Raw genomic sequence first — 12,453 nt, forward strand, 5'->3', positions numbered from 1 at the left:
CGAGGTGTCATCCGGGCCGCCGGGCGTCACACGGATCGGGGAGATTCCGTGACGAGAGGTGTGCGGCACGCGCCGAACGGCGATCCTTGTGCCCGCACGGACAGATGCCGACAGCGCGTCACGGGGGAAGTGCGAAACAGTGGAACGTGTGCAGAAACGTGCCTCGACCGCCGGAGCCGACGGCTCCGCCACTCGGTCCGAGGAATCCGGAACCGCCCTGGAACTCCTGGTCCACGGAGTCGGCGGCACCACACCAGAGAAGATGCTCGACGATCCGCGCACGGTCCGGATCACCGGCGACGACACGGCGGCCGTCTTCCGGCGCGCCGAGGACGCCGAGGCGGAGTCCGCGCCGGACGAGCACCGCGGCCGGCCGGTGCCCGAGGCGTACGTGTGGTGCAACCTCACCTCCGGCAACGGCACCCGCGCCCTGTGGCTCTTGCTGCTGCCGTTCATGGTCGTCAACCTCGCCCACTGGATGCGCCCGACCGCGCGCGGCCGCAAACGGACGGTGCGGCTGTACGGGCTGCTGGTGCGACTCGCGGCACTGAGCCTGACCGTGCTGCTCGTCGCCGCCGTCTGCGAGGTCGCCCTCGACCTCGCGGCCTGGCAGTGCGCGGGCACGCGCGCGTGTGCCGAGCGGCACTCCTGGCTCGGCTTCCTGTCGCCCACCGTCTCGGACGGCGGCTGGTGGAGCAGGCCCGGCCGCCGCCTCGCCCTCGCGGCACTGGTCCCGGCCGCGCTCACCTGGCTGCTGTGGTACCTGTCGCATCGCACCTGGAGCGCGTACGAGTCCCAGCAGCCGATGTCCCGCACGTCCGAGCCCGACGAGGAGACCGGCCGCACCGCGCTCGGCCGACCCGGCTTCTGGTACGGGCGCCGTCTGGTGGCCCGGCTGCGCGCCGCCCACACCACCGCGGGACTGCTGACGGTGGCCGCCGCGGTCGGCACGTCGGCCGCCCGGTTCGACCACCGGCCAGGGGGGCCCGCGCTGCTCGACGCACTGGGCCGGCTCCTGGAAGCGGCGCTGGTCGCCGCCGCGGTGGGCGTGGTCTGGGTGGTCTGCCGTCGGGGGCGCAGCGAAAACCGGCTCGACCGGGAGCTCGACGCCCATCTCGTACGACGGCTGCCGCTCACCGCGCTCGTCCTGCTCGCCCTCGCCGCCGTGTACGCCGGGTGGGAGCGCCCCGGCTGGGAATCGGCCGGCCGCCTGCCGGGTGACGCGACCTTCGGCGGCATCGCCCTGGTCCAGGGACTGATCGTCATCGCTCTCGCCGCGGTAGCAGATGTCCTGCACCGAGCACACCCCGACCCGCGCGCCGCGATGCGCGGCCTGGGCGGGCCCGCCGTCGCGATGCTGGCCTGCGCAGTGGGCGGGGTCATGTCCGGCGGAGTCTCCCAGCGCGTCGCCGACTGGCTGGACGGCACCGGCACGAACATCCCCGGCCCGCCGGTCCTGCTGACCTGGCAGGCGTCCGTGATCCCGCCGCTGCTCGTCGTACTGCTGGTGCTGTGCGGCTGGCTGGCCTGGCGGACCTGGCTGCTGCGCCGGGCCGAACTGGCGACGGTGGCACGGGACTACCCGGACGAGCACAGGGACACCATGCGCACCCGCCGTATCGCACGCGCCCGCGCGGCGGCCACGCTCACCGACCGGGGGCCGTTGCTCGTGGCGGTCACCTCCACCACGACCCTCCTCCTCGGTGCCGGGGCCCTCGTCGGCGCGATGACCACCAACAAGGCGCCCGCCGAGGCCGCACAACGGACGCATGCCTTCGTCGAAGGCGCCGCCGAGACCGCGCAGGCGCTGGGCTCCTGGCTGATCGGACTCGGCTTCATACTGTTCGTCACCTGGGGTCGACGCGCCTACAAGGATGCCTCGGCCCGGCGCACCATCGGCATCCTCTGGGACGTCGGAACCTTCTGGCCACGCGCCGCCCACCCCTTCGCACCGCCCTGCTATGCCGAACGTGCGGTGCCCGACCTGACCTGGCGCATGGCGACGTGGACCGAGGCCACCGGCGGACGGCTCGTCCTCTCCGGGCACTCACAGGGCAGCGTGCTCGCCGCCGCGGCCGCCTGGCAGCTGAAACCGTCCGTCCGCAAACGCGTCGGCCTGCTCACGTACGGCTCACCGCTGGAGCGCCTCTACGGCCGCTGGTTCCCCGCTCACTTCGGCCCGGCTGCGCTCAGCGCCCTGCACCACGATGTCGACTGCTGGCGCAACCTGCACCGGCCCACCGACCCGATCGGCGGCCCGGTCCGCCTGCCCGGCGACTGCGGACCCGAGGTGGACCGCGAAGCCCTCAAGGACCCGCTGGCGTACGGCCGTACCGACGCACACCCTTTGCCCGCACCGATTCTCGGCCACTCCGACTACCAGGCCGACCCGGCGTTCGCGGAGGAACGGGAACGGCTGCTGGCCCGGCTGCGGCCGGACGTACCGGCGCAGCGGCCTCAGGACGACTCGGGGAGGTCCTCCGCGTAGAGCAGCGTCAGGTCGTCCGTGCTCGGGTCGTGGACCTGGGCGACCCGGCTCGCGTGCCGTTCGACCATCGCCTCGAAGGTCTGGCGGGCGGTACGGCCGTTGCCGAAGGCGGGCCCCTTGGGGAGCGTCGTGAAGTACTTCAGCAGGGCCTCCGACGCGCCCGGCGCCAGCCGGTACTCGTGCTCCTCGGCCTGCTGCTCCACGATCCGCAGCAGCTCCTCGGGGTTGTAGTCGCTGAAGGTGATGGTCCGTGAGAAGCGGGACGCCACACCGGGGTTGACGGACAGGAACCGTTCCATCTCGGCCGTGTAGCCCGCGACGATCACCACCACCGCGTCCCGATGGTCCTCCATCAGCTTCACCAGCGTGTCGATGGCCTCCTTGCCGAAGTCCCGGCCCGAGTCCTCCGGCGACAGCGCGTACGCCTCGTCGATGAACAGCACACCGCCGCGCGCCTTGTCGAAGGCCTCCTGGGTGCGGATCGCGGTGGAACCGATGTGCTCGCCGACCAGGTCGACGCGGGACACCTCCACGAGATGGCCCTTGTCCAGCACACCGAGGGAGGCGAGGATCTCGCCGTAGAGACGGGCGACCGTCGTCTTGCCGGTGCCGGGGGAGCCGGTGAAGACCAGGTGGCGCTTGACCGACGCGGCCTTGAGGCCCGCCTGCTGCCGGCGCCGGCCCACCTCGATCATGTCCGTGAGCGCCCGCACCTCGCGCTTGACGCTGTCCAGGCCCACCAGCGCGTCCAGCTCGCCGAGCACGGCCTTGGAGGTACGCGCCGACTTCTCCGGCTCCACTGGGGTGACCAGCGGCTCCTGCTCGGTGGTGCGCTGTCCGGGGATCGCGCCCAGCAAGCCGGGGGACTGGGACACCGTCTGTACGGCGGTCTCCGCAGTCGGCGGCTGGCGGGGGCCGCCGCTCTCGTCGCTCGTGCAGTCCTCGACCACGGGGCCCGCACCGGACCCCCCGTCGGGACCGGCGTCCGCGAACTCGTACCCGCCGCGCGCGCACCGCTCCGTGCGGCACTTCTTCAGTGTCGTACGGCAGCCGTCGATCACATGGAAGCCGTAGCCGCCGCTGCCCGTGACCCGGCAGTTCAGGAAGCTGCCCCGGCCGCCCGCCGAGACGTAGAAGCCGGCTTCGGCGGGGGAGTCGACGGTGCAGCGCTCTATCGTCGGGTCGGCGCCCTTGGTGACGATCACGCCGGTCTGGGTGCCGTCCACGGTGCAGTTGTTGAGGGTGCCGCCGCTGCCGTGGTCGCGGAACCAGGCGCCCGTGGCCGCGTCCCGGATGCGGCAGTCGTCGAGCTGCGCGGTGGCGCCGTCGCTCACCGACACGGCGGTGTTGCGCACCTGGGAGAGGTCGCTGTCGACGACGTCCGCGCGCGAGCCGCGGTCGAGGACGAACAGGGCGTCCGGCACGTCGTGCACCCGGCAGGAGTCGAGGACGGCGGTGGCGCCGTCGCTGACCCAGACGGCCGGGTAGTCGCCCGTGCTGTCGAAGATCTCGCACTGGTTGGCGTCCACCCGCGTGCCCGGGTCCCACACCGACAGGCCGTTGCGGCCGAACTGACGCACCGTCGTCCGGGTCAGGGTGAGTACGGAGCGCGAGCGCAGGTCGACCGCGTTCTCCGGGATGTCGTGGATACGGCAGTCGGCCAGGGTCAGCACGGCGTCCGTGTCGAGGGTGACGCCGTCCGCCGTGGTGCGGTGCACGTCGCAGTCGGTGAGATGTGCGGTGGCCCGGCCGGTGACCTGGACGCCGCTGCCCCGGACCTCGTAGACCTCGCAACCCACCGCTTCCAGCGCGGAGTTCTCGCCCGTCGCCGACAGGCCGACGCCGGAGGCATGGTGCACGCGGCAGCGGTCCAGCCTCGGGTGCGCGCCACCGCGCACCGCGACGCCCGCCTGACCGGCCGCGACGACCTCGCACTCCTCGAACACCCCGCCCCCGCCGTCGAGTACGGCGATGCCGATGCCGGCGGGGTTGTCGACCGTGCAGCGCCGCACGGTCGGCCGCGCGCCGCCGCGCACCTCGATACCGGCCGCGGACCTCGTCACGATCCGGATGTCTGTGAGCTCCGGCGTGCCCTCCTCGACGAGCAGGGCGGGTGCTGCCGCGTCCTGGCCCTCTACGTGCAGGTCCTGCACCACGGCCGAGGCGCGCACGGTCAGCGGCACCCCGTCGAGGGGCGCGATGCGCACCGAGCCCGGGGAGCCCTCGGGGCCGCGCAGGGTCACCGCCCGCTGGACGACGAGGTTCTCCCGGTAGGTGCCGGGCGCGACGGTGAGGACGTCGCCCTCGGCCGCGGCCTCCAGGGCGGCGGCGAGCGATGCGTACTCGCCCGTGCGGCGCCGCCAGCGCGATGTGCCGGTGTGCGTCACCTGGACCGTGCCCTGTGCCATGGCGTTGCTGTGCCCCCACCTCGTGGTACGCGGGTTGATGCCGAATGCGTTCGGCCGGTCCACCGTAGCGTGCGCGCAGGCGGTGGGTTGACCAGAGCCGGAAGGCTGTCAGCTGCCGGTGCCGGTCCTGCCCCAGTCCGGGCCGGCCCGCTCCCATGCCTGGTCCCAACGGGCGTACCGGCGGCGGACCATGCGCCAGACCGTGAGCCGTCTGCCCGCCTCGACGAGGCCCGCGGTGAGCAGGGCCGCGCCGAACCCGGCGAGGACGGCATGCGTCGTCGCCGTGGCGGAGTCGAGCGGGCGGGCCGCTATGCGACCGTGCTCGTCCGTCCACAGCGTGAAGTGGTCGCCGCGGTGCGGTGTCTGAAGGGCGGCCAGCACCGTGCCGTGGTGCGCGGTTCCGTCAGGCGCGGTCCAGTCGGCCTCCACCCGGCTGCGCAGATCCCGGCCGGAGGAGGTCTCGGGGTCGGCGTCCAGCGGGGAGCGGTCCAGCTTGCGGACCACGGTGGCCGTCACCAGTTGACGCGACTTGCGCTGTTCCCGCACGGACCGCTGCAGCGCGTCCTGGGCGACACCGCCGACGAGCGAGCCGATCACGGGTCCGACGACCACGATCAGCAACAGGGCCACGAGGGCCACCCAGGCTTCGGCCAGATCGGTCGCGCGGCGCAACGGGTTGTGCCGCCAGCGCCAGATTCCGCGGATCGCTCGCACCGTCCCGCACCCCCTTCCCGCTCCGTGATAACCCCCGGCAGAGCCGTTCACGCGCGGGCCCGGTCAAAGAGAGAGCGAAATCACCTGAGGCCGGGTCCTCCCATGAACTTCTCACGAAACCCAACGCCCGGGCCCCCGGGCCGGGTTCCCGTGATCCGGCTTCCCGCCCGATCCGGTCCACCCGGTCCACCCGCTCCGCCCGGTCCGCTCTATTCGAGGACGTTCACCGGATCGCCGACCCGGATCGTGCCGGGGGAGAGGGGCACCAGGTTCTGCCCGAAGACGAGTTTGCCGCCGAAGCGCCGATGCCGGCCGAGGGTGCGCAGGGGCTCCTTGCCGCGGTCGGCGGTGCTCTGGTCGGTGGTGGTCACGACGCACCGCCCGGACATCTTGGCAATCCGGAAGACGACCTCACCGATGGAGACGCGCGACCAGTCGTCCTCGGCCCAGGCGGCGGTGCCCGACACGACCACGTTGGGCCGGAAGCGGTTCATGGGCAGCGGACCCTCGGCCGCGTGATCACCTTGGGCGATCAGGGCATTGAGGGCCTCGAGGGACGCCGCCGAGGCCAGCAGCAGCGGATAGCCGTCGGCGAACGACACGGTCTCGCCCGGCAGGGCGTACTCGGGATCGACGGGCCGGCATGTGGCGGGGTCTGCCATGTGGATCAGGCGCACCTCGAAGCCGAGGTACTCGCTGCACCAGGCGTGCGCGGCGTCGCCCTCGGCCGGCACCCCTTCGACCTTGTCGCGGAAGACGTTCACCGGCACGGTGCCGTCCGGCCGCGGCACGGGCACGGTCAACGCGTCCATGCCGGGCGCGGACAGACGAAGGCCGCCGCCGGGCAGAAGCTCGGCGGCGGCCAACGCGAGGCGCGGTTGCTCGCGCTGCGTGACGACCTTTCCCCCGTCGTCGATCAGTACCCAGCGTCGGTCACCGGCCAGCCCCCAGGGCTCCACGACGGCCTCCCGGGGCGCCTGGCCCCGGAACGCCTTGACCGGATGGACATGAATCGACTGCAGCTGCGCGTTCCCCATGGGGTCATCGTGCCAGCCGGCACCGACACCCGGGAAAGGGATTAGTAGCCGCGGTACTGCTGGTTGTTGTACGGGTCCTGATACGGAGCCGGCGCGGGCCGGGGAGCCGCGGGGCGCATCGCCTCGTAGCCCGTGCCCATCCCCGTGCCGGGGCCCGCCTGGCGCGGCTGCTGCGCCTGCGGACCGGGATAACCGCGTGGCGCGCCGGCCTGCTGTGGGATGTACGCCGCGGGCGCCTGCTGCAGCGGGGCGGGCTGCTGCGCCTGCGGATAGCCGTAGGAGGGCTGGGACGGGGCCGCCGGAAGGGCGGGGAGTGCCGACGGCAGCGCGGGCAGGTAGCTGCCCGGCGTGTCGTACGCGGCGGGGACCCGGATCGGCGCGATCTGCGGGGTACCCCGCTCGGCCACGAGCGAGTCGTAGATCGGAGTGTCCGGGAAGGAGGCGGAGTAGTAGCCGCCGCCATAAGTGGAGCGGGGGGAGGTCATGGCACATAAGTTAAGCCCACGATGTGCTGGTTGGGGAGACCGATAAGAGGGTTGTTTTCCGTGTCGGCAGTGACGCGGGATCCCCAATGCGAGCGAACTCGGCAAAAAGGGGCGGCGTGCAGGGTGATTCTCATGTAAAGGCCGAGTTCCCGGGGGGTTACCGGCGGTTGATCACCGGTCTTCCTGCGCTGCTCATGGGAGTTCGCCGGCCCGGGGGAATAGGTTGGCCGTGTGGACAGCATGAGGCGACTGCCGGGGCGTACCCGGCGCGGTGACACGTGATGGGGGCGGACATGTCAATGCCGAAAGGATCAAATGTTCCAGTGCCGTCGACGGCGCTGCGCGTCGAATTGGGGTGGCGTTCCGGTCCCGGCGTCCCCGACGTGGACGCCTCGGCGCTGCTGCTGCTCGGCGGGAAGGTCCGCTCCGACGCCGACTTCGTCTTCTACAACCAGCCGGTGCACGCCTCCGGCGCGGTCCGCCACGAGGGCAAACGGGACGCGGGCGGCCGGGTGACCGACACGCTCCTCGTCGACCTCGCGCGTGTGGAGCCCGCGATCGAGACCGTCGTCCTCGCCGCCTCCGCGGACGGCGGTACGTTCGCGGGGGTGCCGGACCTCTATATCGAAGTCCGGGACGCCGGTCGGTCCGCGGTGGTCGCGCGTTTCGACAGCACGGGCGCCACGGTAGAAACCGCTTTCGTTCTCGGTGAGTTCTACCGCCGTCAGGGCGCCTGGAAATTCCGTGCCGTGGGACAGGGCTACGGCAGCGGCCTGGAAGGCCTTGCCACGGACTTCGGAATCAGCGTCGACGAACCGCAGCATGCCGCGACCGTCACGACCTCCGAGCCCGCGCCGCCGCCCCCTCCGTCGGTATCCCCGGTTCGCCTCACAAAGGTGACACTCACCAAGACCGCCCCCTCCGTGTCGCTCACCAAACAGGGCGGCACCTCGGGCGCCCTGCGCGTGAACCTCAACTGGGAGGTGCACAAGCAGTTCTCGGGATGGGGAGCCAAGCTGGGCCGGTCCGTCGCGATGCACGCCGACCTCGACCTCGACCTGTGCGCCCTGTACGAACTCGCCGACGGCAGCAAGGGAGTCGTCCAGTCGCTCGGCAACGCCTTCGGCGCCCTGCACGGGCCTCCGTACATCCACCTCGACGGCGACGACCGCACCGGCGCGGTCGCGAGTGGCGAGAACCTCACCGTCAACCTCGACCACCAGCAGGCCTTCCGCCGCATCCTGGTCTTCGTCACCATCTACGAAGGAGCGCGCTCCTTCGCCGACCTGAAGGCCACCGTCACCCTCCAGCCGCAGCACGGCGCCGCGATCGACTTCTCCCTCGACGAGTGCACGGTCCCGTCGACGGTCTGCGCCCTCGCCCTGATCACCAACACCGGCAGCGACCTGGTCGTCCAGCGCGAGGCCCGCTACCTGGTCCCCGAACGCGGCGTGAGCCCGCAGCGGACCGTCGACCACGCCTATGGGTGGGGCATGAATTGGACCCCCGGCAGAAAGTGACCGCTCAGGTCTCGTCACCCACGACGGCGTCGGGACGCGTATAGGTGCGGCCCTTCCACGCCGCACCGCGTCCCCTGTAGTGCTGCACCGCCGAATCGACCGTCATGAGGAGGTAGAGGAACGCGGTGAACGGCAAGAGAGGAGCGAGCCACAGCGGCTGCCCGTAGTAGCGGAGCATCGGGACGTACGTCCCCGTCATCACCAGCCACGCGAGACCGCCGAGGACCACTGCTCCCGTACGTCCCGTCGCCAGACCCGCGACCAGGGCCACGGGCGGCACCAGATACACCAGCGCAAGCCCGGCCACCGTTCCGGCCAGCAACAGCGGGTTGTGCCGCAACTGCGCGTACGCACTGCGCGACACCATCCGCCACAGGTCGTGCAACCGCGGATACGGGCGCACACTGTCCACCCGCTCCGCCAGCCCCAGCCAGATGTGGCCGCCGCCGCCCTTGACGGCCCGCGCGAGCGCCACGTCGTCGATGACGGCGTGCCGGATCGCGTCCGGGATCCGCGCCCGCTCGGCCGCCTCGGTGCGCAGCAGCACACAGCCGCCCGCAGCGGCCGCCGTCCGTGCTCCCCGACGGCCGATCCGGCGGAATGGATACAACTGCGCGAAGAAGTAGACGAAGGCCGGCACGACGAGCCGTTCCCACCGGCTCGCCACCCGCAGCCGGGCCATCTGGGAGACGACGTCGAAGCCCCCGGTACGCGCCGCCGCGACCAACTGCCGAAGGCTGTCCGGAGCGTGGGCGATGTCGGCGTCCGTCAGCAGCAGGTACTCCGGGGCACGCGTGCGTGCCAGGCCGATGCCGTGGCGCACCGCCCAGAGCTTGCCGGTCCAGCCCGCGGGCGGCTCGCCTGGCGAGGCCACGGTCAGCGGCAGCCCTCCGTGACGCCGCGCCAGCTCGTGCGCCAGCTCCCCGGTGCCGTCCGAACTGCCGTCGTCGACGAGGAAGACCTCCGCCCGCCCCGGATACTCCTGGCGGAGCAGCGACGGCAGACTCTCCTGCAGTACCTCCGCCTCGTCGCGCGCGGGTACGACGACACCTACGGACGGCCAGTCCTCGGGCTCGGTCCTGGGCGGCAGCCTGACGTCCGTGCGCCAGAAGAAGCCCTGGCAGAGCAGCAGCCACAGCCAGGCGGCGAGGGATCCGGCGGCAGTCCACACGATGGCGCTCACGCGCGCAGTCTGCCCCACGGGCCCGGGCCGTAAGGGCGCATCGTCTATCGTGGCGGGGTGAAGATCGCGCTCATGGACTCCGGAATCGGGCTGCTGGCGGCCACCGCCGCGGTACGGCGTCTTCGCCCCGACGCAGATCTGGTCCTCTCCCTGGACCCCGACGGCATGCCCTGGGGCCCCAGGACCTCGGAGGATCTCACCCGGCGGGCCGTGGCCGTCGCCGAGGCCGCCGCCGCGCACCGCCCCGACGCCCTGATCATCGGCTGCAACACCGCCACCGTGCACGCGCTGCCGACCCTGCGCGCCCGCCTCGAACCCGGTATCCCGGTCATCGGCACGGTTCCCGCGATCAAGCCCGCCGCGGCCGGCGGCGGCCCCTTCGCGATCTGGGCGACTCCCGCCACGACGGGCAGCCCCTATCAGCGCGGCCTCATCAAGGACTTCGCCGACGGCGTGGCGGTCACCGAGGTGCCGTGCCACGGCCTCGCCGAGGCCGTGGAGCACGCCGACGAGGCGGCCATCGAGGCCGCCGTCGCCGCGGCCGCCGCCCTGACCCCGGACGATGTAACGACCGTCGTCCTGGGCTGCACCCATTACGAGCTGGTCTCCGAGCGCATCCGCGCCGCGGTGCAGCGTCCCGGCTTCCCCCCGCTCGTCCTGCACGGCTCCGCAGGCGCGGTCGCCGCCCAGGCGCTGCGCCGGCTCGGCGAGCAGCCCGCTCCCCGGGCGGCGGCCGACGGGACCCTGACGGTGCTGCTGAGCGGACGCGAGGGAAGCTTGCCCGAGCCCGCACTGGCCTACGAGGAGGGCCGGCTCCTCAAGTCGGTCAGCCCCGCGCGGTAACCGCCCAGACCTCCTCCGTGTGCGGCGCGTACGCCGGAGGTGGACAAAGCGGATGCCCCGCATCCGGCACCCCCGCCCGGAGCAGTCACTCTCCGCGACGCGCTACCCGCGCAGCGAATCCTGAGTAATCTCGTAGGCATGAGGGACCACCCCCGCGGCGAGAACACCCCGCACCCCGACGTCTGGACCGGACGGGCCTCCAACCGGATCCAGTGGCTGCTGGCGCTCGTGGGCGCCGCCTGCCTGGCGCTCGGCATCGAGCTGGCCGTCGACTCGGCCTGGACGTCCGGCATCGCCCCGCTCGTCATGTCCGTCGTCGGCTGCATCGCGGCCGGGCTGTTGGTCCTCTTCGGCACCCTCGCCTTCGTGCACGTGGCCCTCAAGGTCGACAAGGAGTCCCTGGAAGTGCGGTGCGGCCACATGGGCCTGCCACGCCGCCGCATCCCCCTGGCGCACGTCGCGGGCGCCGAGTTCGACCCGCTCGTCACCCCGCGCCACTGGGGCGGCTGGGGCTACCGCTGGCGCCCCGAGAAGGGCACCGCGGTCGTCGTACGGCGTGGCGAGGGCGTGGTACTGCAACTGTGGGACGGTCACACGTTCACCATCACCGTGGACGACGCGGAGGCGGCCGTACGGGTGATCCGTGACCGGTTGAGGTCGGGCACCGCCGGCGCCGCGCGCTGAGGTCACCCGGTCGGGCAGGCCTCTGAAGCTGTCGAGGCTCACGAAGTCAGCCGGTCACCACGCGGGCGTACGTCCCTCTCGTGCCCCGGTGGCTCCTCCGCGAAGGGCCGTGCCGTGGCCAGTCCGGCCAGCAGCCCCGCGCCCGCCGACACCGTGGTGAAGCTCAGCGCGTTGCCGACACAGGCGATCACCGCCAGCGCCGTCAGGGCCGTGCCCGCGGTGAGGGCGACCGGTGTCGGCCTCCCGGTACGCCACAGCGCGTACAGCACCCAGCAGAACGCCGTCGCCAGCAGGGCCACGCCGACGATTCCCTGCTCGGCCGCCTGCTGAAGCGGCGCCGAGTGGGGCTTGCCGTCGGACAGCAGCGTCCGGGTCGCCGTCGTGCTGAGCTCCCCGAAGCGCCCCGGACCGACGCCCAGCGCCGCCTCCCCGCGCGCCATGTGCAGCGCGTCGTGCCACAGCCCGATCCGGTTCTGGGTCAGCTGTCCCTCCAGGGACACCTCGAGCCCGTCCGGCACCGCGTTCCCGGCGACCGCCCAGGTCAGGCCCGTGACCAGGGCCGCGAACAGGGCCAGTCCCACCAGGCCGAGGCCGCGGCGGCGCATCCGGCCCGCGGCGAGCGAGCACAGCAGCACCGCGGTGCAGGCGACGAACCCGCCGACCGAACCGAGAACGGCCGCCGTCACCGCGATCCCGGCGGCCAGTACGCGCAGGGCGTGCCGCAGGGCCGGCGCCCCGGCGGACCAGGCGGCGCAGCAGGCGGCGCCTGCCGACAGGGTCAGCAGGGCGGCGGTGGCACCCTCGTACCCCAGCGGCGCGACGATCTCGGGCCCGGGGGAGAGGTGCGGCAGGCTCACCGTGAGGCCGAGCCCGGCCAGGGCCCCGGCGCAGGGCGCGGCGACCGGCAGGAGCGCTCCGCAGATCCGCCCCGCGGCATAACCGGCGCCCACGGCCAGGACCGCGAGCAGTACGCCCTCGGGGCGGCCGTCGTGCGTGGCCGCCGTGATGAGCGACCAGATGGCGCAGGCCCCGAGCACCACGACACCCATCGCGTCAGAAACGTTTCGTCTGTCGCCGTCCTCATCCGGACC

General features: G+C 72.6%; 10 protein-coding genes. 4 read left to right on the forward strand and 6 right to left on the reverse strand.

The window, feature by feature from the left end; all coding sequences use genetic code 11:
- Nucleotides 1-139 precede the first annotated feature (139 nt).
- Nucleotides 140-2,488 (forward strand): hypothetical protein, encoded by a 2,349-nt coding sequence (locus ADK57_RS10355; RefSeq protein ID WP_053749084.1) that lies wholly within the window; start codon nt 140-142, stop codon nt 2,486-2,488.
- Here ADK57_RS10355 and ADK57_RS10360 read toward each other — a convergent pair.
- The 4 genes from ADK57_RS10360 to ADK57_RS10375 all read right to left on the reverse strand — a co-directional run bounded on the left by ADK57_RS10360 (nt 2,458) and on the right by ADK57_RS10375 (nt 7,132).
- Entirely contained in the window at nt 2,458-4,896 is a 2,439-nt protein-coding gene (locus ADK57_RS10360; RefSeq protein WP_053749085.1) for a right-handed parallel beta-helix repeat-containing protein, read from the reverse strand. The two genes, ADK57_RS10355 and ADK57_RS10360, sit on opposite strands and share 31 nt — an antisense overlap.
- Before the next feature lie 108 nt (nt 4,897-5,004).
- Nucleotides 5,005-5,610 carry a hypothetical protein gene (locus ADK57_RS10365; protein ID WP_053749086.1) on the reverse strand — a complete coding sequence of 202 codons (606 nt, stop codon included), beginning with the start codon at nt 5,608-5,610 and terminating at the stop codon, nt 5,005-5,007.
- A 209-nt stretch (nt 5,611-5,819) separates the two neighbouring features.
- Nucleotides 5,820-6,647 (reverse strand): MOSC domain-containing protein, encoded by an 828-nt coding sequence (locus ADK57_RS10370; RefSeq protein ID WP_053749087.1) that lies wholly within the window; start codon nt 6,645-6,647, stop codon nt 5,820-5,822.
- Between the two features lie 41 nt (nt 6,648-6,688).
- Nucleotides 6,689-7,132, reverse strand: a complete 444-nt coding sequence (locus ADK57_RS10375) for a DUF6643 family protein (protein ID WP_053749088.1) — start codon at nt 7,130-7,132, stop codon at nt 6,689-6,691.
- A gap of 299 nt (nt 7,133-7,431) precedes the next feature.
- On the opposite strand from ADK57_RS10375, the gene ADK57_RS10380 reads away from it, so the two are divergent.
- A complete protein-coding gene (locus tag ADK57_RS10380) occupies nt 7,432-8,652 on the forward strand; it encodes a TerD family protein (protein ID WP_053749089.1) in 1,221 nt (406 codons plus the stop codon).
- A 4-nt stretch (nt 8,653-8,656) separates the two neighbouring features.
- On the opposite strand, the gene ADK57_RS10385 is transcribed toward ADK57_RS10380, so the two are convergent.
- Nucleotides 8,657-9,835: a glycosyltransferase gene (locus ADK57_RS10385; RefSeq protein WP_199830527.1), complete on the reverse strand. Its 1,179-nt coding sequence runs from the start codon at nt 9,833-9,835 to the stop codon at nt 8,657-8,659.
- 57 nt (nt 9,836-9,892) lie between these two features.
- On the opposite strand from ADK57_RS10385, the gene ADK57_RS10390 reads away from it, so the two are divergent.
- Both ADK57_RS10390 and ADK57_RS10395 read left to right on the forward strand, forming a co-directional pair.
- A complete protein-coding gene (locus ADK57_RS10390; protein ID WP_053749091.1) occupies nt 9,893-10,678 on the forward strand; it encodes a glutamate racemase in 786 nt (261 codons plus the stop codon).
- Nucleotides 10,679-10,816: 138 nt separating this feature from the next.
- Entirely contained in the window at nt 10,817-11,362 is a 546-nt protein-coding gene (locus ADK57_RS10395) for a hypothetical protein (RefSeq protein ID WP_053749092.1), read from the forward strand.
- A 38-nt stretch (nt 11,363-11,400) separates the two neighbouring features.
- Here the strand turns inward: ADK57_RS10395 and ADK57_RS10400 are convergent, their stop codons facing one another.
- Nucleotides 11,401-12,411 (reverse strand): O-antigen ligase family protein, encoded by a 1,011-nt coding sequence (locus ADK57_RS10400; RefSeq protein WP_053749093.1) that lies wholly within the window; start codon nt 12,409-12,411, stop codon nt 11,401-11,403.
- Nucleotides 12,412-12,453: the final 42 nt, after the last annotated feature.

This window comes from Streptomyces sp. MMG1533 (assembly GCF_001279775.1).
Lineage (GTDB): Bacteria > Actinomycetota > Actinomycetes > Streptomycetales > Streptomycetaceae > Streptomyces.